This window comes from Polaribacter sp. NJDZ03, from assembly GCF_019263805.1.
Taxonomy (GTDB): domain Bacteria; phylum Bacteroidota; class Bacteroidia; order Flavobacteriales; family Flavobacteriaceae; genus Polaribacter.
This window is the reverse complement of the sequence record NZ_CP079195.1, coordinates 3,569,106-3,592,834: the sequence shown is the minus strand read 5'-3', so window position 1 is coordinate 3,592,834 and position 23,729 is coordinate 3,569,106. Positions and strand designations below refer to the sequence as shown.

The 23,729-nt window shown below is 30.2% G+C and carries 20 protein-coding genes; 1 reads left to right on the top strand and 19 read right to left on the bottom strand.

The features are described from left to right. Positions 1 to 19: 19 nt before the first annotated feature. A complete protein-coding gene (locus KV700_RS15235) occupies positions 20 to 2,236 on the bottom strand; it encodes an FUSC family membrane protein (RefSeq protein WP_218598407.1) in 2,217 nt (738 codons plus the stop codon). A 365-nt stretch (positions 2,237 to 2,601) separates the two neighbouring features. Continuing rightward, positions 2,602 to 2,835 carry a CDGSH iron-sulfur domain-containing protein gene (locus KV700_RS15230; protein WP_218598406.1) on the bottom strand — a complete coding sequence of 78 codons (234 nt, stop codon included), beginning with the start codon at positions 2,833 to 2,835 and terminating at the stop codon, positions 2,602 to 2,604. A gap of 111 nt (positions 2,836 to 2,946) precedes the next feature. On the opposite strand from KV700_RS15230, the gene KV700_RS15225 reads away from it, so the two are divergent. Continuing rightward, complete coding sequence (locus tag KV700_RS15225) at positions 2,947 to 3,408, top strand: FKBP-type peptidyl-prolyl cis-trans isomerase (RefSeq protein ID WP_218598405.1); 462 nt, start codon at positions 2,947 to 2,949, stop codon at positions 3,406 to 3,408. 72 nt (positions 3,409 to 3,480) lie between these two features. Here KV700_RS15225 and KV700_RS15220 read toward each other — a convergent pair whose 3' ends face one another. From KV700_RS15220 to KV700_RS15140, 17 genes are all read right to left on the bottom strand, one after another. After that, positions 3,481 to 6,648, bottom strand: a complete 3,168-nt coding sequence (locus KV700_RS15220) for a S41 family peptidase (RefSeq protein WP_218598404.1) — start codon at positions 6,646 to 6,648, stop codon at positions 3,481 to 3,483. Between the two features lie 87 nt (positions 6,649 to 6,735). Further along, positions 6,736 to 7,500: a tryptophan synthase subunit alpha gene (gene trpA / locus KV700_RS15215; RefSeq protein ID WP_166386690.1), complete on the bottom strand. Its 765-nt coding sequence runs from the start codon at positions 7,498 to 7,500 to the stop codon at positions 6,736 to 6,738. Continuing rightward, the gene (locus KV700_RS15210; RefSeq protein ID WP_218598403.1) at positions 7,497 to 8,288 is read right to left on the bottom strand and encodes a DUF3050 domain-containing protein; all 792 of its coding nucleotides are present in this window, start codon (positions 8,286 to 8,288) and stop codon (positions 7,497 to 7,499) included. Before KV700_RS15210 ends, trpA begins: the two co-directional genes overlap by 4 nt. Continuing rightward, positions 8,288 to 9,472: a tryptophan synthase subunit beta gene (trpB, locus tag KV700_RS15205; RefSeq protein WP_166386686.1), complete on the bottom strand. Its 1,185-nt coding sequence runs from the start codon at positions 9,470 to 9,472 to the stop codon at positions 8,288 to 8,290. Before trpB ends, KV700_RS15210 begins: the two co-directional genes overlap by 1 nt. A gap of 57 nt (positions 9,473 to 9,529) precedes the next feature. Then, positions 9,530 to 10,237, bottom strand: coding sequence for a phosphoribosylanthranilate isomerase (locus tag KV700_RS15200; RefSeq protein WP_218598402.1), 708 nt, complete (start codon positions 10,235 to 10,237; stop codon positions 9,530 to 9,532). A 120-nt stretch (positions 10,238 to 10,357) separates the two neighbouring features. Continuing rightward, positions 10,358 to 11,146, bottom strand: a complete 789-nt coding sequence (gene trpC, locus KV700_RS15195) for an indole-3-glycerol phosphate synthase TrpC (RefSeq protein ID WP_218598401.1) — start codon at positions 11,144 to 11,146, stop codon at positions 10,358 to 10,360. A gap of 187 nt (positions 11,147 to 11,333) precedes the next feature. Then, the gene (gene trpD, locus KV700_RS15190; RefSeq protein WP_218598400.1) at positions 11,334 to 12,323 is read right to left on the bottom strand and encodes an anthranilate phosphoribosyltransferase; all 990 of its coding nucleotides are present in this window, start codon (positions 12,321 to 12,323) and stop codon (positions 11,334 to 11,336) included. Positions 12,324 to 12,421: 98 nt separating this feature from the next. Then, a complete protein-coding gene (locus KV700_RS15185; protein WP_218598399.1) occupies positions 12,422 to 13,000 on the bottom strand; it encodes an aminodeoxychorismate/anthranilate synthase component II in 579 nt (192 codons plus the stop codon). 190 nt (positions 13,001 to 13,190) lie between these two features. After that, positions 13,191 to 14,582 carry an anthranilate synthase component I family protein gene (locus KV700_RS15180; RefSeq protein ID WP_218598398.1) on the bottom strand — a complete coding sequence of 464 codons (1,392 nt, stop codon included), beginning with the start codon at positions 14,580 to 14,582 and terminating at the stop codon, positions 13,191 to 13,193. 354 nt (positions 14,583 to 14,936) lie between these two features. Continuing rightward, positions 14,937 to 15,242, bottom strand: coding sequence for a type II toxin-antitoxin system RelE/ParE family toxin (locus KV700_RS15175; RefSeq protein WP_218598397.1), 306 nt, complete (start codon positions 15,240 to 15,242; stop codon positions 14,937 to 14,939). After that, positions 15,243 to 15,494, bottom strand: a complete 252-nt coding sequence (locus KV700_RS15170) for a hypothetical protein (protein WP_218598396.1) — start codon at positions 15,492 to 15,494, stop codon at positions 15,243 to 15,245. It lies immediately after the preceding gene. 166 nt (positions 15,495 to 15,660) lie between these two features. After that, a complete protein-coding gene (locus KV700_RS15165; protein WP_218598395.1) occupies positions 15,661 to 16,128 on the bottom strand; it encodes a hypothetical protein in 468 nt (155 codons plus the stop codon). A 1-nt stretch (position 16,129) separates the two neighbouring features. Beyond that, complete coding sequence (locus KV700_RS15160) at positions 16,130 to 17,107, bottom strand: hypothetical protein (RefSeq protein ID WP_218598394.1); 978 nt, start codon at positions 17,105 to 17,107, stop codon at positions 16,130 to 16,132. A gap of 203 nt (positions 17,108 to 17,310) precedes the next feature. Beyond that, the gene (locus KV700_RS15155; RefSeq protein ID WP_218598393.1) at positions 17,311 to 18,465 is read right to left on the bottom strand and encodes a PD-(D/E)XK nuclease family protein; all 1,155 of its coding nucleotides are present in this window, start codon (positions 18,463 to 18,465) and stop codon (positions 17,311 to 17,313) included. A 167-nt stretch (positions 18,466 to 18,632) separates the two neighbouring features. After that, positions 18,633 to 21,968: a bifunctional amidotransferase subunit GatB/aspartate--tRNA ligase AspS gene (gene gatB/aspS, locus KV700_RS15150; protein ID WP_218598392.1), complete on the bottom strand. Its 3,336-nt coding sequence runs from the start codon at positions 21,966 to 21,968 to the stop codon at positions 18,633 to 18,635. Continuing rightward, positions 21,968 to 23,368: an amidase family protein gene (locus KV700_RS15145; RefSeq protein WP_218598391.1), complete on the bottom strand. Its 1,401-nt coding sequence runs from the start codon at positions 23,366 to 23,368 to the stop codon at positions 21,968 to 21,970. Before KV700_RS15145 ends, gatB/aspS begins: the two co-directional genes overlap by 1 nt. Before the next feature lies 1 nt (position 23,369). Beyond that, positions 23,370 to 23,636, bottom strand: a complete 267-nt coding sequence (locus tag KV700_RS15140) for a hypothetical protein (RefSeq protein ID WP_218598390.1) — start codon at positions 23,634 to 23,636, stop codon at positions 23,370 to 23,372. Between the last annotated feature and the right edge of the window lie 93 nt (positions 23,637 to 23,729).

Here is a 23,729-nt window from a genome sequence, read left to right as displayed (position 1 = left end):
TTTTAAGTTTGATAAAAAACTAAATTTTTTTAATGTTTTTTATCAAACTTTCAGACAAACTTAATAGCCATCTTACTTGCTCGGAAACCAATTGTGTTTCGTGCAATTGAGATCTCATTTCTTTTGTAATTGGCAATCCTTTTTCTATTTCTTTATCTCTCTCATTTGATAAACTTTGAAAATAATCATCATAGTTTTTTGTAGCAATAGCTAACTCTTCAGTCTCTAAACCAATAGTAGATTCCGTATTATTTAGAAGTTCTTTCGCTTTTTCTAAATTAGATAAAATGTGCTTTACATACACTTCAAATTGTAGTGGCACTTTACCCGTTTTATTAGTTCTTATATACATCCCTAAAGATGAAAGTGAAGACAAATAGGTATTAAAAATAGTCATTAACTCATAAAATATCGCAATATTTTCTTGCCTAGATTTTGGTTCCTGAGCCAATCTTTGATATGCTGCATTTAGATTTCCTACTTGTAAAAAAGCCTCTTTTCTGGCCAAGGCATATACGGTAGGCACTTCTCCTTTTTTGTGATACAACACATCTATTTGTTGTAAAAACGCTAAAAAACCATCAATTGATTTAGATAATACTTCTTTTATATTTTTAGCTTCCCAAGCGGGCCAAAAAAAGTAATTTGCTACGTATGCTAACAAAGAACCAATTAAGGTATCTATAACTCTAAATTGTATAACCTTTAAGATATTTGGATGGATTAAAGCATACATAAAAACGACATAAAGTGTAATAAAAGCTGCCGCATTTCTATAATTCTGCTTCACTAAAGAAAAACCAATTATTAAAGATAATGCAGCTATTATTCCATAAACAACTGGGTTTTGTGTTAAAAAGATGATTCCAACTCCCACTGCAGCACCAATTAATGTACCTACTACTCTATTCTTGGTTCTTTCTTTAGTTAAACCATAACTAGGTCTCATAATAACAACTATGGTTAATAAAATCCAATAAGATTGTTGCATTTCTATAGCAGAACCAATTATAAAACCAATTAACATGGTAAGTGTTAATCTTAAGGAATGCCTAAAAATAGGTGACTTAAAAGTAAAATTTACTTTTAGTTTTTTAAAATCATAATCTTGAGGAGTTAAAAACTGTTCTGCATCTTTAATAGCTCTAATTTTATCATTTTTATAGTAGTTATCTAAGATTCTAATAATATCTAATAAATTGCTGATTTGTTTTTCTTGATACCCCTTATAATTTAATAAAAAGATAACGCCTTCTCTAGATTCTGGTAAACCAACTTTTATTTTATAAATTTCAATATGATTTTCTATTTTTTTAAGTAAAACCTTAAAATTGTTTTGATATGTTAGCTTTTCTTCTTTTAAAATAACTTTAGAAATGTGCTTTAATTTTTCTGAAACTTCAAATATTAAAAGTTTAAATTCATCTAATTTCTCGTGATGATCTTTAAATATAGCATCTAACTTTTCATAGTCAATTGTATTTGAAATTCCGAGTTCATAGATTTCAATAATTTTAGAAAAAATTAATTGTTGCCGTCGAATTCTATGACTAAATCCAGAATTAAACTTTTTTTCTAAAACAACTTCTCTTATATTTTCTTGAAGTTCATTTATCTCTGTTTGAAGTTTAAAATGTTGTTCTAAAAGAGAACTTCTATCATTCGTTTCAACCAATAACGCTCCTCTTATTTTTATAAATTCTGCCGTTTTTTCTAATAATTGAACAAACAAAAAATCTGCCTGAACTGCAGGCAACAATAACTGGGTAGAAATTGCTAAAATTAAATACCAAACACCTCCTAAAAGGATAAATAACGAATGCTCTAAAATAGAAATTTCTGTACTATGGTGCCCAAAAGCCAAAACAATTGCTATTAAGCCAGATAAAGAAATTAAAGAAGCTCTAAAACCAAATACAGAAATGTAAGAAACTAAAAAAACTAAAATAATTAATAAAGGAGCAAGAATAAATGGATAATTATTAAAGGAACCTATTAGTAATGTAATGGAAAAAGCTAAAATTATGGATGCCACCATTCCATAAAATTTATGTTTTACACTACCTGAAACATCTGATGGTGCACATAAAATAGCGCCTAAAGCAATACTAAACCCTACATTATAACTATCGAAAAAATAAACTGAGACAATTACAGCAATTACCATAGCTAAAGCAACTAAAAATGCTTTAATAAAATAAATACTCTTAAAATATCTAATTAAATTTTTAATCATAAATGAAATTAATATTCAAATTTAAGAAGATTTTTATCTAAACCTATTAATTATAAGGTAATTAAATTTTAAAAAATAATGATCAGAATAAAAGAGAGAGTCTCGTATATAAAAGAGAATAATACACCAATAAACTAGTGTTTTTTTTATATTAAATTATAACTAAGTAAAAACACTTGTAAACAAAATTATATGAGAAATAGGTTTGTTTACTATAAAATAAATGAGGTTGTCTAAAAAGTGAATTTTTGTCAATCTGAATTTATTTCAGATTCTTATGAAGATTGAATTTCAGTAAGTTAAGAGACTGAAACAAGTTCAGCATGACAAGGTTTATTGCTTTTTAGACAGCCTTATTATTATTATTATTTATGAGAACCATCACAAAAAGGACCATTGCTCGTTAATTTACAAGTACATAAATTTCTTGTTTCTGTTTTTTCGGCAGTAAATACATTCGGACTCATACCGGTTCCTCTATGTTTCCCATCGCATAAAGGTTGGTTTTCTGACAAACCACAAGTACACCATGCATAGTTTTTTCCTTCTTCTAATTCAACTGCTATAGATTTATCTCCAGCTCTTTTTGGTAATTTCATAATTATTCTAATTTAGAGCCTTAATATAACTAAAATAATGAATAGTTTCCATTGTTAAATTATATAATGATTTGTATTTCTTTTATATTCGCCTAAATAAAAAAACGAACCATGAAATCCTATTTATATTTATTTTTATCAATAGTGCTTTTTACTTCTTGTATAGATTCAGAAAATGAAGTAATTCAACCTGAACCTCAAACAGAAGTTGATATATTAAAATACATTGAAGACAATAATTTAGATGCTACAAAAACTGAGTCTGGTTTATATTATGTTATTAACAGTGAAGGAGAAGGAACTAGGCCTACAAGCTCATCTAATGTAACTGTAGCATATAAAGGATACTACTTAAATGAATCTGTATTTGACCAAAGTGATTCTAACGGAATTTCTTTTGATTTGAACCAAGTAATTAGTGGTTGGACAGAAGGTATACAACTTTTTAAAGAAGGTGGTGAAGGTCTTTTAATAGTTCCATATAATTTAGGTTATGGAATAAATAATTATAGAGGTATTCCTGGAGGTTCTGTTTTAGTATTTGATATTAACCTAATTAGCGTTAATAACTAGACTAAATTTATATCACATAAAAAAAGCGAAACTTAATAAGTTTCGCTTTTTTTTATGCTTATCATTTATTCTTTAATTTAAGTCTTGTAATAAAACCTCTACAGCTTTCTTTAACTGATCATCTTCTCCCCTTGCTTTCCATCCCGGTTTATTTTGTACTAAAATATCTGGCACTGCAGGTCCATTTTCCATATTCATACCAGATTCTTTAACATACCAAGCTCTATAAGGCATTCTAATAGAACCGTCTTGTAATCTTTGAGACCCCGTAGAAATTACAGCTCCAAAAGTTGGTTGTCCTACTACTTTACCTAACTTAAAACTTTTAAATGCGTGTGCAAAAATTTCGGCATTAGAATAACTACTTTCATTTGTTAAAGCTACTAAAGGCTTTGTATTTACAGCCAATAAAGCTCTTTCGTTAAAAGGATAATTACCAGAGAATTTTTTGTTATCTCTTTGTAAATTATCAGTTGCGCCTCTTGGTACAGTGTAAGAATGTTGTTGCACTGTTAAAACAGCCATTAAACGATCTGTAGTCCAACCACCACCATTATTCCTAACATCTATTACAATTCCTTTTTTACCATAACCACTTGCTTTTAACTCTCTTTCAAAACGCTCAAAACTTGGTAAATTCATTCCTTGTATATGAATATAACCTAGTTGTCCGTTAGAATATTCATCAACTAACTTTTTTCTAGAGTTTATCCATTCTTCATAACGTAAATCTCTTATAGTTCCTGTAGATTCTGTTCTTACTACAACTTCTCTTTTATCTGCTAAAGTTAATAAGATTTCGTTTTCAGAAGTGTTTTTTAATAAACTATAAAAGTTGGTGTTTTCTTTAATCTCTTTTCCATTTACACTTGTAATAATATCTCCTTTTTGTAAAGAAACTGCTGTTTTTGTTGCTGCAGAATTTGGTAAAATAAAGTTTATTTTCACTCCACTTTTTACATTAGAAACATCTAAACCTAATAGACCAACATTATCATTAGAAACTTTTTCTAGCGTTTTACCTCTATATCCCATATGACTTGCATTTAATTGCCCTAACATGTTGTTAAACATAAAAGAATAGTCATGTTTACTTTGGGCAGCCAAAACCATTGGTCGGTATCTTTCTACAATTTCATCCCAATTATACCCATGAAACTTAGGATCATAAAAACCTGCAGTAATTGCTCTAACACCTTCTTCAAAAACTTGTTCATTTAGTTTACTAAAGTTCGTTGTATACGTAGCAGAATGAGAAAAAGATAAAACCTTATCAGACTTTAAGTTTAAAGACTTTAATTTTCCTGATGCAGCATAATATAAGTCGTCCTTATGTAAACTATAACCACGTAAACCACCAACACCTTTAACTAATTTTGGTTTGCCTCCTTTTAAGTCTAATTTATACAAACCGTTTTCACCTGTTGTTGCATCTAAAGCTGCAATATAAATACTCTTACTATCTGCACTAAAAAATCTTCCGCTTTCATTACCTGCCCAATTTGTTAACTGTACAAGTCTGTCGTAAATTTTATCTTCATCAATTTTTACAGCAACTACTTTCTTTTCATCCTTACTTTTAACATCTTCTTTAGAACTGTAATAATCTCCTTCTTCAAAATCTGTTTTGGTTTTTTCCCAATCAGATTTTTGTAACCAAATCATCCAAGTATCATAATTAATACCACCTCTATCTCCTGCTCTATTAGAAACAAAAGAAAGTTTTTTTCCGTCTGGACTCCAAGCCGGAGAAGAATCTGACCTAGGGTGCATAGAAACGTTTATCTTTTTAGATGGATTTTCTATAGATTGAATATAAACTTCACTATCAAAATTTAAATCATCTTGCGAATATGCAATGTACTTACTATCCGGACTCCAAGAAACTCCTTCTGCTGCTGCCCATGTATCAGAATAACTTTTAATATTCGTTAATTTACCCTCTTTTAAATCTGCAATTACCAATTGCCCTCTACCAATTCTATAAGAAATTTTCTTTCCGTTTGGCGAAACTAATGGTTCAAAAACATCAATTTTACTTTTTGTTAGTTTTGTAACTTTCGTTTTTAAGCTTCTACTTAAGTTTACTTTATCATCTGTAGAAACAACTTTATACAACTCATTTTGACCGTTTCTGTCTGATAAAAAACCTAATGTATTATCGTCTATCCAAAAAGGATTATCGTCTTTAAAAGGATTATTACTAACATTATTTGTTTTCTTTTTATCCTTATTATTTTCTTTTACAAAAATTTCTCCGTTAATACTTAACGCTATTAATTTTCCGTTTGGCGAAACACTTAGATCTTTAATTCCGTTAGAAACCGTTTCAGTTTCTTCTAACTCAAATCTATTATCTGTTGCTAAGTTTAGGTTTATTTTTGATGTTGATCCGTTTTCTATTTTAAAAACATCTAATCCGCTGTTGTAAATAATAGTACCATTGTTACTTACAGAATAAGATAAAACACCATTAACTTTTAAATCTGTTAACTTATTTTCTGTACTACTTTTAATACCGTTTGTATTTAATAAAGTTTTATAAATATTATATCTACCGCTTTCTGCACCTATATAGTACAAATTACTTTGCGCATCCCAAAAAGGAGAATGATCGTTTTTATTACTTGTAGTAATTTGATGGTATTCTTGGGTCTTTATATTATAAATCCAAATATCCCTTTGTGCAGGACCGTTATAATCTTCTCTAGAAATTCTACAAGTTCCTTTTACAAAAGCAACTAAATTACCGTTAGGCGATATGGAAGCCTGACTCCCTAAAGCAGTCATAAAACGATTAGGAGTTTCTCCGTTTTCGTTAATTTTATAAATTGATGTTTCTCTTTCTGTTCCTTTAAAAATCCTATTACTAGAAAATATAATTTCTCCATCAGCATTCCACTGACTTGGGGTATCTTTTGTAGGATAGAAGGTTAATTGTTTAGGGATTCCGCCGTTTAAACCTGTTTTAAAAATATTTGTATTTCCTCTTCTATTAGAAGTAAAAACTAACTGATTACTTTCTGAATTCCATGTAGGATTCGTTTCATAAGCTTGATGAATTGTTAGCCTTTTAGGCTGATTTGTTTCTAAATCGAGTACCCAAATATCGCCATCAAAACTAAATGCCATCTTAGAAGCGTCTGGGCTTATAGATGGCATTCTTATTAAGGTGCTTTGAGCTATTAAAACAGTTGTACTAAATAAAACTGCGTAAAAAAATAAAGTCTTTTTAATCATTATTACCGAGGTTTTAATGACCAAATTAAACTTTATTAAGTTTCTATCGTTTTTTAAAACACTCTTTAAGATATATTTAAGAGTTTCTTAACTTATGATAGGTTTAATAAAATCATCAATTTTATCAATACCATTTTCTCCTAAATTCTTTATAAAAGCAGAACCGATAATAGTTCCGTTTGCATATTTACAAGCAGTTGTAAATGTTTCTTTATCAGAAATACCAAAACCAACAATTAAATTACTTTGTAAGTTCATATTTTTAATTCTTTCAAAATACGCAATTTGTTGATTAGAAATATCACCTTTTGCACCAGTAATAGACGCAGAAGCAACTACATAAATAAATGCTTTAGAATACGCATCTATCTTTCTAATTCTTTCTTCGGATGTATGCGGAGTAATTAAAAACACATTTGTAATTCCGTATTTTTCAAATAAATCTTTATAATGATTTTCAAACTCTACCATTGGTAAATCTGGAAGAATAACAGTTTCAATTCCACAAGCTACTACTTTCTGACAAAATTTATCTTCTCCGTATTTTAGCATCTGATTTAAATACCCCATTAAAACTAAAGGTGTTTTATTGGTTTCTTTAATGGTCATTAATTGATCAAAGATAATATCTAAGTTTACACCATTTTCTAATGCTTTTTGGCTACTATCTTGTATGGTTGGTCCATCTGCTAAAGGATCTGAATATGGCAAACCAACTTCTATAAAATCGACACCACTTTTTTCTAATTCTTGAATAACTTTAGTGGTATCATCTAACTTTGGATATCCGCAGGTAAAATAAATCGATAATAAATTTTTCTTTTCTTGAAAGATTGTTTCTAATTTTTTCATCCTAAAATTGGTTCTTTTTTACTTTTTAATTCTTCTTCAATAGCACTCCACAAGTTTATTCTTACTTGTAAAGATTCTTTGGCAACCTCTAAAACTTCTTCCCATTTTTTATCATCATCTCCACATAATTCTTCAATCATTTGTAATGATAAAGGTCCGTGTTCATCTCCATCTAACTCAATATGTCTTTCTAAATAATAGATAAAGTTATCAAACTTTATATTACTTTTTAAAGTCGTCTCTCCAACAATTTTTAAAAACATATCTGGTATAATATCTTCTCTACCAAATGTAAAAGAAGCAGCTATTTTATGATCTTCATTTGAATCAATTACCTTAAAAGTATAACCTATAAAGTCTTTTATACTTTTATGGATTGATAATTTTTCAATCGATCTTACAACGTCTTCTCCCTTAGAAACCTCATCAATAAATCCTGCTATTTTAGCGCAATCTGCATTCATTTCTTGCATTGCATCTAAATACATTTCATAATGACTTTTTAAAACACCATCTTTATTAACGTCACTTTCTTCTGCCAACGTAATTTCGTTTATAAAACGGACTAAGTTGGTGTTCTTCTTCGGAATCCAAGGAATTGAAACTGTTGTTAAGTTAATTTGTAACGCTTTTAAAAGCGACATAAAATCCCAAACAGCAAAAACATGTCCTTCCATAAAGGTTTTAATATCCGCTATAGAATTTAGTTTTTTATAAAGTTGATGGTTCTTTAAATCGTTTCTTAAAGACACCAACTCATTTTCTATATGTGCTATTTTAGAGTTCATTAATCTTCTAAATGATTGATATATGTTTCTAAATCTTTATCTCCTCTACCCGATAAATTAACCACTACAACTTGGTCTTTTTTAAATTTTATTTTCGATAAAACAGCCAACGCGTGTGCACTTTCTAACGCAGGAATAATTCCTTCTATTCTAGTTAATTCATACGCAGCAGCTAGCGCTTCCTTATCAGTTGCATCCATAAACTTGGCTCTTTTACTTTCATATAAAAAGGCGTGTAAAGGACCAACTCCAGGATAATCTAAACCTGCAGAAATAGAATATGGTTCTACAATTTGACCGTATTCATCTTGCATTAAAATAGTTTTAGAACCATGTATAATTCCTACTTCTCCTAATTGAGAAGTGGCAGCACTTTCACCAGAATGAACGCCTAAACCAGAAGCTTCTACGGCTATTAATTCGACTTCTTCGTCATCCATATAATGATAAAAAGCACCTGCAGCATTAGAACCTCCACCAACACAAGCTATAATTGTATCCGGGTTTTCTTTACCTGTTTTCTCTTTTAATTGCCATTTAATTTCTTCGGATATTACTGCTTGTAAACGTGCAACCATATCTGGATACGGGTGCGGACCAACTACAGAACCAATTAAATAAAACGTTTCTGGATGCTGAATCCAATATCTTATTGCTTCGTTTGTTGCATCTTTTAACGTTCTACTTCCGCTTAAAGCGGGAATTACTTTTGCCCCCAACATTTTCATACGAGCAACATTTGGTGCCTGACGCTCAATGTCTTTTTCGCCCATAAAAACAGTACATTCTAAGCCCATTAATGCACAAACTGTAGCAGTAGCAACTCCGTGTTGTCCTGCACCTGTTTCTGCTATAATCTTCGTTTTACCTAATTTCTTAGCTACTAAAATCTGACCAATAGTATTGTTTATTTTATGTGCACCTGTATGGTTTAAATCTTCTCGTTTTAAATAAATAAAAGCACCATATTTTTCTGATAAACGGTTTGCCAAATACAACGGACTTGGGCGTCCCACGTAATCTTTTAATAACGATTTGTATTCTTCTTGAAATTCATCAGATTCTAATATTTGAATATAATTATCTTCTAATTCTTTCACATTTGGATACAACAATTCTGGAATGAATGCGCCTCCAAATTGTCCGTAATAACCATTTTTGTCTGGGTGAAATTTTGATTTCATATCTTATATAATTGTGTCATAGCGAGGAACGAAGCAATCTCTTAACAAATAAGCAGATTACTTCACTGCATTCGTAATGACGTTACTTTTAAACTTTTCTAACTCTTCTATAATCTTAACTCCTGGTTTACTTTCAAATTTACTATTTACATCTAAAGCGTAAATTGGTAAATTAGATTTCAATATTTTTTGTACTTCCTCTACATCTTCTAAACCGATTCCTCCACTTAAAAAGAAAGGTATATCAAAAGGATATTTTTCTAAAACAGACCAATCAAACTTGGTTCCGTTTCCGCCTCTTTCTTTTCCTTTGGTATCAAACAAAAAGAAATCTACTACTTCTAAATAGGGTTTTAAAACATCAAAATCGAATTCGTCTTTAATTCCGAATACTTTAATTATTTCAACTTCATTTTTAGAGATGTAGTGCTTGTTTTTTTGCTTTTTTATCGTCTTATTTTCTTCAATCTTTAGTTCTCGACTGCGCTCGAACTGACATTTTAATTCTTTTATATAATCAACAGATTCATCTCCGTGTAACTGAATAGCTTCTAATCTGTATTCTTCCACTAAAGAAATAACAATCTCGATATATTCATTTACAAAAACACCTGTTTTTTTTATCGAATTAGAAAATTCCGGAATAATTCCTTCAAAATTTCTTTTTGACTTTTCATAGAAAATAAAGCCCAAATAATCAGGTTGCAACGCGGCAACTTGTTGGATATTTTCTGTGAATTTCATTCCGCAAACCTTTAATTTCATAATATTATCTTTTTGTCACTTCGAGTGATTTTCGACTTTATGAGAAAATTGTATCGAGAAGTTATTCTGTTCTCGATAAAAATTTTTTGTACCTCAAAATTCACTCGAACTGACATAACGTTATCTAATTTGATTGATAAAATCTAAACAAGCTTCTCCAGGATTCTCCGTTTTCATAAAAGTCTCTCCAATTAAAAACCCATGAAAACCATATTCCTTTAATCCCATAATAATCTTTGGATCAGAGATTCCGCTTTCTGAAACCTTTAAACACGTATCAGGAATCTGACCTGCCAATTTAATAGAATGCTCTAAATCAACTTCAAAAGTATTTAAGTTTCTGTTATTAATTCCGATAATCTTATTATCTAAATCATTAATCTTGTCTAAATCTTCTTGTGTATGAATTTCATACAAAACTTCCAAACCTAAATCTGCTGCTAAATTTCCGTAGTTTTTTAACTCCGCTGCTGTTAAACAAGACGCAATTAATAAAATTACATCAGCTCCAATGGCTTTTGCTTCAACAATTTGAAATCCATCAACAATAAAATCTTTTCTAAGAATAGGTTTTTGTTGATTGATGATTCTCGCTTCCATTAAATCTGCCATCGTTCCGCCAAAGAAAGAAGTATCTGTTAAGATAGATTGTGCAGCTACATTTGCATCTAAATACCCATTAGTAACCTCTGCAATGGTTGCTTGGTCGTTAATGATTCCTTTTGATGGAGATTGACGTTTAAACTCTGCAATAATCCCGGTAGAACCAACTTCTAACAAAGATTTTTTTAATGAAAAAGGTGTTCTTCCAAAACTTGGACTTTTTACTAAATTCTGAACAGGAACTTCTGCTTTTATCTTAGCAATTTCCTTCTTTTTAAATGCGATTATTTTATCTAAAATTGTCATTACTATCTTAATTTTAACTCAATATAAATTTATCATTTGTCTAAACTCACTCAATGTGACAGTTTTGTGATCTTGTTTCTGTCAGTTCGAATGATTTTGATTCAAAATTGTATCGAGAACTTTTTTACTAATTATTTATCTTTTAAGAGACCCTTAAGGTTTTTAAAACCTGAAGGGTCTTACTTTTTTAAATATTCACTAACTTCTCTAATGTTTGTTTCGCTTTCAACCCAAATAAAGAATCTTTTGCTTCACTAAAAGCAGTTTCAAAAGACTTCGTATCATCAACAATAGTTAATGCAAAAGCAGCATTTGTTAACACCACATTGTTTTGCGCTTCTGTTCCGTTTCCTCCTATAATTATTTTAAAAATTTTTGCTGCATCAGCAACTGAATTTCCTCCAAATATTTCTGATTGCTGAATTCTTTTCTGTCCTAAATCTTCTGGATTTATAATTTGTTCTCCGTTTTTAGTGAAGAACTTAAATCCGCTTGTTAACGAAATTTCATCATACCCATCTAAAGCATGAATAATTCCGTAATTGATATCTTCTTCTTGTAAAATGTAATTATACAAACGTGCAACTTCCAAATTAAAAGTCCCTAACATATGGTTTTTAGGCGAACTTGGGTTTACCAAAGGCCCTAACATATTAAAGAACGTTTTTAACGCCAACGCTTTTCTTGTTGCACTTACAGCTTTCATTGCCGGATGAAATTTAGGCGCATGTAAAAAACAAATATTTGCCTTTTCTAAATGTTCTCTTAAAATGGTTTCATCATTGGTAAAGTTGTACCCAAAACTTTCTAACATATCAGAAGAACCTGATTGAGAAGACACCGAATAATTACCATGTTTTGCTACTTTTTGTCCGGTTCCGGCAACTATAAAAGAAGTTAAGGTTGATATGTTAAACGTATCTTTTCCATCGCCACCAGTTCCTACAATATCAATGGTATTATAATCTGATAAATCTACTTTTATAGCCAACTCCATTAATGCATCTCTAAAACCAGCAAGTTCATCTGCCGTAATAGGACGCATCATAAAAACAGTCATAAACGACGCTAAATGGGCATCATTGTAATTCTCTGCGGCAATATCTTTTAAGATTTGTGTTGCTTCAGATTTAGACAATCTCTCGTGACTATATAATTTGTTTAATATCTGTTTCATTTGTTTGTTGTTCCTGCAAGGTTTTTCAGAACCTTGTAGGTGTTTATTACTGTTTGTCAATTATACCTACAAGGTTTTTGAAACCTTGCAGGATATCCTTAGACCTTGCATGAGTTAATAAAGTTGGTAACCAATTGCTCACCAACATCTGTTAAAATAGATTCTGGATGAAACTGTACAGCAGAAATCGGAAATATTTTATGCTCAATTGCTTGTATTAATCCGTCTTCATCTCTTGCGGTTACTTGTATTTCTTCTGGAAAACCTTCATCTGTTGCTGCCCAAGAATGGTAACGTGCTGCTAAAAATGTTTCTGGAACATCTTTAAAAATAGTCGCGTTTTTGTCTGTTACTTTCATCTCTGTTGCAACTCCGTGAAAAACATCTTCTAAATTGATGATTTTCCCTCCAAAAACTTCTGTAATTGCCTGTAAACCCAAACATACTCCGAATATTGGTTTTACACCTGCGTAGGTTTTTATTACGTCTTTTAAGATTCCTGCTTCATCTGGAACACCTGGTCCTGGAGATAACATAATCATGTCGTAGTTTCCTACATCTGCAATACTGATTTCATCGTTTCTAAAAACTGCAGGAAAATTTCCTGTAATTTTTTCTACCATGTGAACCAAATTGTAGGTAAAAGAATCGTAATTATCTAAAATTAATATTTTCATGTTTCTTTATTTCTCCTGCAAGGTTTCAAAAACCTTGTAGGTGTTTTACTATTTTTGATTTATACCTACAAGGTTCTAAAAACCTTTCAGGATATTGGCAAACTTGCAATTTGCGTTAGGGATTGAAACGGCATCCTTTTTATTTTCTTTTTAAAATAAAAAGATATAGTGGAAAGCCCGCTCGAACGCCCTAAATATTCTCTGCTAAAATCAACGCTTTCTTTAACGCTGCTAACTTATTATTTACTTCTTGTAATTCTTTTGCTTCGTCGGAATGAATTACGATTCCGGCACCGGCTTGCGAATACAAAACGTTGTTTTTACTAACAAACGAACGAATGGCAATTGCTAAATTTACGGATCCGTCTAAACCGATAATACCGACTGCACCACCGTAAAAACCACGGGTTTGATTTTCGTATTTATTAATTAACTCCATTGCCTTGTATTTTGGTGCGCCACTTAGCGTTCCGGCAGGGAAAGTGTCTCCAACAATCTCAATCGGATTTCCTTTAATTTTCCCTCTAACGGTAGAAACCAAATGAATTACGTGGCTAAAGTATTGTACTTCTTTAAACACCTCAACGGTAACTTTATCGGCATGTTTGCTTAAATCATTACGTGCTAAATCTACCAACATTACGTGTTCTGCAGTTTCCTTTTTATCTTCGGATAATTTTTTACCCAATTTAATATCTTCTGCCATATCACCGGTGCGTCTAAACGTACCTGCAATTGGATTAATGGTTGCTTTACCTGCGGATATTTTAATTTGTGCTTCTGGTGAAGAGCCCATTAATTTAAAAGATCCGTAATCGAAATAAAACAAATATGGCGATGGATTGATAGAACGCAATGCTCTATACACATTGAATTCGTCTCCTTTAAATTTTTGTTGAAATTGACGTGATAACACCAATTGAAAAACGTCTCCTCTTTTACAATGAGATTTTGCTTTTCTAACATATTCTTTAAATTCCTCACCTGTGATGTTTGAAGTTTCTTCGCCTACAATTTCGAATTTTTGTGTATTAAAAGATTGTGCGTCGATAATAGTTTCTACTTCGTGTATGCGAGATTCGGTTCCTTCTTCTATGTTTTCTATCAGTGTCATTTCATCATTAAAATGATTAATAACAATAACAAAACGATAAAAACTGTATTGCATTTCTGGTATTGCAGAAGGTGCTTTCTTATTTGTGAATTTTATATTCTCGAAATACTGAACTGAATCAAACGTTGTGTACCCGTATAATCCGTTGTAGCCTTTTAACTCGGCAGGACAATCTAATTCTAAAGTATTCTTGAAATTATCATATAATTCATAAAAATTTTTATTGACAGGTTGCTCGTCAATTTGTGTTCCTTTATGAGAAACCGTAAACTGAAAATCATCTACTTTCATTGTTACAATTGGCTCTACAGCAATAAAAGAAAAACTTTCTTCTTTACTGTGATAATCTGAACCTTCTAACAATAATGTATTGGCAAATTTATCTCTAAAACGTAAGTACAGCCCTACTGGAGTAACTGTATCTGCCATTTTTGTTTTATGAATTGTCTTAAATTGTAATTTTTTCATTTTACTTTTTGTCTGGTCGAGCGCAGTCGAGACTTTTTACGAACCTCTCGACTGCGCTCGAGGGGACATTTCTCTTATTTTTTTCTTTGAATGATTAAAAAATCATCATAAAAAAAGGCTTATCGTGAGATAAGCCTTTTTTAATATATTGTATACATATAGGTTTCTTCTCACTTATGATATAAGAGAGTTCCACCAACCTGTATTTATTGTATTATTTTTCATTGTGAAACAAAAGTAAGATAGATTTTTAAAATAGGCAATGTTTAGATTGATTTTTATTTGAAATTTGTTTTAAAAGTAAACCTACAAGGTTATAGAAACTTTGTAGGTTGAATATTCTTTTATTTAGATTTACTTTCTTAATTCAATCGGATTTCTATAAGAATCAAATACTTCTAATATAATTATAGATGATTTATCCTTAACAAAATATACCAATTTAAAATGTCTAACAATTATACGTCTAAATGGTTTTCCTAAAAATTCATCTACTTGATATTGTTCAACGAATTCGATATTTTTACTTGAATTTATGATATCGTTTTTAACATTTTTAGAATTGATTCTTGATTTGGTTTTCCTAAGAATTCTGTCATGAATATATTTTAAATCTGCTTTTGCTTCGTCTGACCAAATAACATTTATTGAAGTAGACATTTACCAGTTTTCTGATTCCATTTCTAAATCTTCTACAGTAGTAAAATTTCCTTTTTCTACAGATTTTAAAGTATTTTGCACCTTATCTACATACATTTCTTTGGTTAAAGGTTCTCCTTGAACTGTATAAGCAACAATCTTTTTATTAGATAATTGCAACTCTAAAAATTCTTCAAAACGGGTAACCAAATCGATGTCTTTTATTTGATCGAAACGCTCTTTAAATATGTTTTTTCTAGCTGCTAAATCCATAGTATTAAGGTTTAAGTATACAAATATATGGAATTTAAAAATAAATATGGAATTCAGTTCCTTGTAGCTGTGTTATCTAGTGTTTTAAATAATGGTTATTGTACTCGTTAAAAACGATTACTAATGGGGAAAATTTTACAAAAAAGCTGTTTTTGGTCACCAATCATTATACATCAATCATCTCCTCCAACAATAAATTCCGATTTATTTTCTTTTCGAGTGATTCAGACTGATAACCAAAAGCATCAATTATTTTTTCTCCTTCATAAATTTTTAAACCTGTTTTTGTGATATATGGTTTTACATTTATCGAGCAAAAAGAAAGTGTAATTAGCTTATCAATGTCATTATCAAAAACTACGTTGGGTAATCTAGGGTGTTGCTCTTTTTTATTCGAGTTATAAAAACATTTTAAATCTCTTTCTGCTTGTTCTTCATTTTGATATTTAAGTCCAATACTTTCTAGTAAAACCTCTAAAAGACTGTTATAATAAGCAAATGCTTTTTCTCTTGATTTTCTATTACAATCTTCTCTAAACTCTTTATGAATTGTTATTAAATCTTCTTCTTTAAATTTTAAGTTTCGGTATAAGAAACCATCAACTTTGTAAAATATTTTAGTTTGAGGATTCATCTTATAAATATTTTTCGATTAAACTCCTCATACTTTCTCTTGGTTCTTTATTGATTTCAGTATTAAGCTTCTTCATTTCTTCATAAATACAAATCTGTCCTTTAGTAAAAAAAGGTTTTAGATTTTGTATCCTTAAATTTCTTTGAACATATCGAGTATCAGAAAGTGTAAACTTAATTTCTGAACCATGTAGAACTTTATAAAAGTGAGTGATATTTTCTAACTCTTTTTGATAAATACTTATTTGTTTTGCTAATTTTTGATTACAACTCAGAGAATACCATTCTAAAAAAGTTTTAGCTTCTATTTCAATAGAATTTTCTAGAATATTAAAACTATAAAATTGGGAAGTAGAGAAAATTTCGAAAACCTCATTTTTCAATACTTTTTTAAGCATATTTAATTTCTGAAGTTCTTTTGATGTATTTCCCATACAATTAGAAATAATATAATCTTTCAAGAAATCAATAGCGATAAAATCTTTGATGTTATCAACTTGAGGTAATTCTTCATTAAAAGTTTCATAAAATTGTTTTTCTAAAATTAAATTTACTTTTAAACTATCTTCTACTTGATGTAATGAATCACCAATTGCAGAAATTGCATACAGATTTTTATTATAAGGATATTTATCTGAATCTATTAAATTATAATTGCGAGAATCTCCTTTGATTCCATAAGATAAAGTAAGCGCTAAGTTTAACTTATGCTGTTTTGTAAAAAACGGAACATTTTCAATAGCATCTACACAGGTAAGTTTACCTATGTTATTTACAACATGATATGTTGGTGCAGCAGCGTTGTTTTTAACTAAAAAGTTGTCTCTGATTTCGGTAAACTTTTTTAAAGCACTATCTCTTATTGTTTTGGAGTTGTTATTCTCAAAAATAAGTGTAACTTTTTTAAGTTTTCGAGAGTTTGAATCAGAATTTTCATAAAACTGACCATTGATGATGTAAAAAATTGGATACTTGTTCATAATATTATTTATAAGTTAATATTATATACATCCAATTTAAAAGTTTAAATAAGCCATTTTTTGAAATTTTAACATATTTAGCATAAAATTTCACACTTTTAAGGCGAAGATGACGCACCTGTGTAAAAACGGAGAATCGCGTATTTGTAAATTATTATTTATAATTTACAAATACGCGATTTAATAGAATTTGAATTAAAAATCTAATCTAAGTAGGTTAATTCCCATTGTTCAAAATTATCTCTAATTCCCTCTATCCATTCACAACAAATAACATATTTTTTATCATATGACTTTACTGATTTTTTCCAATAATGGTCTTTTCTTTTTTTGCTTTCTCGTTTAATTTGATGCAAGACAGGGTAATTTATATCAAAAACATTTTTTGAATATTCTTTTTCAGTTAATCTATTTATTTCTTCTTCTGGTAAAATTTTTTCTATTAAAAACTTCTCTAATGTTGCACGAACATACTTACCAACTGTCTCCCTTTCAATTGAATCAATAACATTTTTCGTGTTATTTTTTTCAGTTTCAGATAAGTCCTCATTATTTAACCTAGCCTCTAGAGCTAATCTAATTAGTTCTTGATTTTTATTCCAAAACGTTTCTAATAATTTTTTATCCTCGCGACTTAATGCCATAATATTTTTATTAACAATTCCTAAATTAGTTATATATTCTCCTAAATAAAATTTAACTTTATCATTCTCTGTTCTTTTTAAAGAAGGCTGTATTACCTTATCTAAAAATTCTTGGTAAGAAATATGAATAAACTTATCAGATTTAGGCTTATATTGTACTTCCTTTGATGGAGATAAATAGGTAAATAAAATAATCCCTTTTTTATTCTTTAAAAATTCTTCATACTTTAATGTTTGTGAATCATTTTCTTTACTATCCACTTTATTTTCTATAAGAATATTTAAAGAATTTATCACTTTCTTTCTTTTTAAATCTAAATATTCAATTTTTAACTTTAAAATTATATCTACCCTACCTTTAACTACTTTTTCTTCGGTATTAAAATAAGAAAATTTATTTTTTATTTTTAAGTTACCTGATTGCAAATTATTTAATAAACAATTCCTTAATTCCCATTCAACAGTAGCTTCTTTACTATTATCATTCTCTAATAATAATTTTAGAAAAATTTTTAACGGATTTTTTTTTAAGTCATAATTATTATTGAAATCTAAAATCCAATGAATAAATGAACTATGTGAAGTTTCTCTTCTTGAAATAGACATAATATCCATAAAATTTTTACTCCTTAAATTACTTTTCAACTTCCTTTTTAATTTTTTAGTAAATTTATCTGACTTAAATTCATCTACTAAAGTTTTTACCTTATCCATTTTACTTATTATTTTAAATATTATATATCTAAGATTAATCCTAACATTAATCTTTCAATTATAATTAAATCTAAATTTAATATTTTCAAAGTAAAAATTACTTTAAATCCATAAAAAAAATCTCGCTTTCGCGAGATTTTTATATTTATAAGAATTCTTAAAAAAACTTACTTCCTCATAATTTTAACATTCATCTCCTCCACTTTTTTATCACTCAAAATAGAAGGCGCATTAAATAATAAATCTTCAGAAGAACCTGTTTTAGGGAAAGCCATTACTTCTCTAATAGAAGCTTTTTTCTCTAAAATCATCATTAAACGATCTACTCCCCAAGCAATTCCTCCGTGAGGTGGCGCTCCGTATTGGAAAGCTTTATACATCGTTCCAACACTTTTTAGCATTCCTTCTTTATCGTAACCCATATTTTTATAGGTAGCTTCTAAAATTTCAGCTTTGTGAGCACGAACAGAACCTCCACCAATTTCATAACCGTTTAAGATTAAATCGTATTGCTGCGCGATGATTGTACCTATCTCCTCACCTTCTCCAGTCATGTGCTTTTCTAAATCGTAGATTGCTGGCATAGAAAAAGGATTGTGTGTAAACGTCCAACGTCCTTCGTCTGTTTTTTCAAACATTGGAAAATCTACTACCCAAGCTGGTCTTAATTCTTTCGGATTAATTAACTTTAATAAACGTCCCATTTCTTGACGAACAGCATCTAATGCTTTGTTAGCGGTTGAATAATCTGCTGCTGAGAAAAAGACAACATCACCAACTTGTGCGTCAGTTGCTTTTATAATATTAGCCGCAATTTCTTCACCTAAAAACTTAATAATTGGAGATTGTAAATCGTTTTCATTTACAAAAATATATGCCAAACCTCCTAAACCATTTTGCTGTGCAATGGCAGTTAAGTTTTCAATTTGTCCTTTAGACATACGTTTGTTTCCTTGCTCTGCTGCAGAAACTTTAATACATTTTACAATTCCGCCGTCTTCAATTGGTTTGCTAAAAACCTGGAAAGTGGTATCTTTTACAATGTCTGTAATATCTTGCATTTGTAAACCATATCTTAAATCTGGTCTATCACAACCATATTTATCCATCGCATCTTTATACGTAATTACTTCAAACGGACGTAAAGTCCATTTTTTACCGTATATTTTTTGCACAATTTCATTAAACATTTTAGTGTTTAAATCGATAATTTGCTGCATACTTGCGTACGCCATTTCAATATCTAATTGTGTAAATTCTGGCTGTCTGTCTCCACGAGAATCTTCATCTCTAAAACAACGTGCAATTTGGAAATATTTTTCAAAACCACCAACCATCAACATTTGTTTAAACTGCTGTGGCGCTTGTGGTAATGTATAAAAAGAACCTGCTTGTTTTCTAGTAGGGACAATAAATTCTCTTGCTCCTTCGTCTGTTCCGGCAGTTAAAATTGGAGTTTCAATTTCTAAAAACTCTTCTTCGTCTAAAATATCTCGCATTAGCTTGATTACTCTATGACGGTTTACAATTGCCTTACGAACTTCATCATTTCTATGATCTAAAAACTTGTATTGAAAACGAGTCGTTTCGTTCGTTTTCATGGCTCTTTTTATTTCAAAAGGAAGCGTTTTAGATAAATTTAAAATTTCTAACGCAGCTGTTTCTAATTCTAATTTTCCAGTTCTTAAACCTGCATTGTAATCACTTTCATTACGTTGTACAACTTTACCGGTAACTGAAATAACCGATTCTGATTTTAATTTTACAAGCTCATCTAAATTAGGAAATGTTTCTTTACTTAAACGTACTTGAAAAACTTGGTTGCTTGAATCGCGTAAATCAATAAAAATTAATTCTCCATGATCTCTAACACTTGCAACCCAACCAGACAACGTAACTTCTTCATTTATTGAATCTTCTGATAGTTCAGAGATTTTATGAGTCCTGTAGTTTTCCTTTATAATAATAGGAACTTTTGGTAATTCTTCTTCCGTTTTTAGCTTTTCGCTATTGGCTACTTGTTTTTCTTCGCTATTAGCTTTTGATTCTTCACTAACCGCTAATGACTCATTACTTATAGCATTTAGAATTCCAGTACGAATTACTTTTCCTGAAGCTCCTTTACCTATAATTGCAATTACTTTACCAACCAGAATACCAGCTTTACCTTGGTTTCCTGCTTTAATATCGTTTGCAATTGCTTCGTTGTCAGAAACTACTTTTAAAATAGCTTCTTCAATTTGCGCTTCTGAAATAGTATTCGCTTTAAAATACCCTGTATAATCGAATTTAGCATCTTCTAACAACGATTTTATCGCGTTTTGTACTAAAACAATCGTTACTTTATCTTCTTTTAATAAAGAAAAAATAGTGCTTAAATCACCAATATGTCCAATACTTGTATATTCTTCTGGCTTAATATTATTTGTTAACGTTTTTGCTACAAAAGATGGATCTTTAACAACATTATTAATGGTAACAAATGTTTCTGAACGTAAAGAATCTGCTGTAAAAAACTTTGCATCTTGTGGTAAAACACCTCCATTTATCAAAATAGATTCTACTGCAAAAGGCAATGAACTAACATCAACCTCAATACTATCTACTACTTTTTTAATGTTGACAAAAGGTAAATCTGGCTCAGAAATAAAACGATAATCTGCTTCAAATTCCTTTTTACGCATGGTTTTGGTTTGCTTTAAATCTGCATCCCATAAAACCGTAGTTTGGTCTGGTCTAAACGCTTTATTTTCTACGTAATAGTTTAATTGTTTTTCAATTTCTTCCTTTAAAGCATCTACCATAAACTTAAAAGAATTTAAGTTTTTGATTTCTGTTCTTGGGTTTAAATCTGCACTGTTTGTTTTTCTAAGTGATACAGAAACATCAGACTTAAACTCCCCTTTTTCAAGGTTTGCTTCAGATATTTTTAAATTCTGAACAATTCTTTGAATGTATTGTGCATACGTAGAAGCGTCTTCTATATGACGAATACAAGGATCTGTTACAATCTCGATTAACGGAACACCTGCTTTGTTAAAATCGACTAAAGAAACTTTCTTTTCGTGCATCAATTTTGCAGCATCTTCCTCAATATGAGTTTGTGTTAAACTTACTGTAAACTGAGTTCCATCATTTCTATAACAAGAAACTTCTCCGTCTGGAATTACAGGATTATGAAACTGCGTAATTTGAATGTTCTTTGGGTTATCTGGATACTCGTAATGTTTACGATCCCAAGAAATAACTTCATTAGAAAAAGTAGATTTCACCGCTTTTCCAAAATAAACAGCTTTGGTAATTGCTTCTTTATTTATAGATGGTAAAACCCCCATTTGTCCGGTACAAACCGAACATATATTCTGATTTGGTTGCTCTATTTCTTGATTTGCACAAGAACAGAATAACTTTGATTTTGTATTTAATCGAACGTGTGTTTCAATACCGATTACTAACTCTAAGTCGTGCTTTTTAATAAGCTCATTTAATTGTTCCAGTTCCATTATATCGTATCTTTTAAGAAGTTAGCAAACTTCAAAACAAGTTCGTCATTATTTTTTGCTGCCGTAATTTGTAATCCTGTTTCCGTTCCTTGCGGCACTGTTAATGTTGGTAATTGACCTAAACTAAAACCAACCGTATATGCATCTGACAAATACATTGCCAACGGATCTTTTAAACTATCACCTATTTTTGGTGGCGAATTTGGAGTTACAGGTGATAAAATAATATCAACTACTTTAAAATCTTTTTCAAAATTAGCTACAATCTGATCTCTAACATTTAATCCTTTTAAATAGATTTCATCAGAAAAACCTTGCGATAACACTTGATTTCCACCAACAATTCTACGTTTAGATTCTTCAGAAAAGTTTTCCGATCGTGTTATAGAATACGTATCTTTTAAAGTATCACCTTCTATTCTGTTTCCGTAATTGGTACCATCTAATCTAGAAAGGTTCGATGCTGTTTCTGCCATTGCCAATGTATAATACGTAGAAACTAAGGTATCAGATTCAAAGAAATCTAATTCTTTAACTTCAATTCCTTTGGCTTTTATTTTTTCTATCGATGCTAAGAAATCTGCTTTTACTTTTGCGTCAATAGCATCATTTTCAATGAAGTTTTTAAAATAACCAACAGTTTTAATTCTATCAGCATTTAAAATAGTTTCTTCGGATATTGCTTCTGATGGATACGTAGTTTGATCTTTAATATCTTGACCACTCATCACATTTAAAACAATTCTAATATCTTCGATTGATTTTGCAATTGGCCCAACACAATCTGTAGAAGATGCGTATGCCATTAATCCGAATCTAGAAATTCTTCCGTAGGTTGGTTTTAATCCGTATATTTTATTGTAACCTGCCGGTTGACGCACAGAACCTCCTGTATCTCCACCAATTGAAAATACAGTAAAGTCTTTGGCTACATTTACAGCAGAACCTCCACTAGATCCTCCAGAAACCAACTCTGTATTTATTGCATTTTTAACAGCTCCGAAAATGGTGTTTTCAGAAGAAGAACCATGTCCAAAACTATCACAATTTTCTTTTACTAACGGAATGGCACCTGCATCAAATAATTTCTGAATGGCAGTTGCTGTATATGGCGATTTGTATTTTTTCAATAAATCTGAACTTGCCGTTGTTAAAGTTCCTTGTACCATGTACACATCTTTAATTCCGAATGGAATTCCCTCTAACAAACCAATTTCTTGTCCGTCTGCTATTTTAGCATCTACTTTTGTAGCTAATTCTAACGCTAACGTATCTAAAAGTGAATTGACAGTATTGTGGGTGTTCAATTTTAATAAATCTAATCTTTCTTGTACTAATTTTGTACACGAAATTTCTTTGTTCACCAATTGCTGATGAATTTTATGTATTTGCGATTCCATATTATTCTTCTATCACTTTAGAAACTACTAAATAGCCGTTTTTTTCTTTTGGGAAGTTTTCGATAATGATTTGCTTTTCCGCTTGCGGACTATCAATAACCACATCTTCTCTTAAATCATCTAAAGACACCGCATTATTATGATTGGTATTAGAAGTAGTATTTGATGTATTTGCTTTTTTAATTACCTCAAATAACTGATTCACCGATTCCGATGGTTTTGCTCCTTTAATACTAGACAAAATGTCTACCGTCATTATTTTACTCATGTCTTTATTTTTAGATTCAAAAAAAAGCCTTCCGATTAGGAAGGCTTTATTTATATATTTCTAAACAACAACCTTCCGTCCTAACAATTAGGA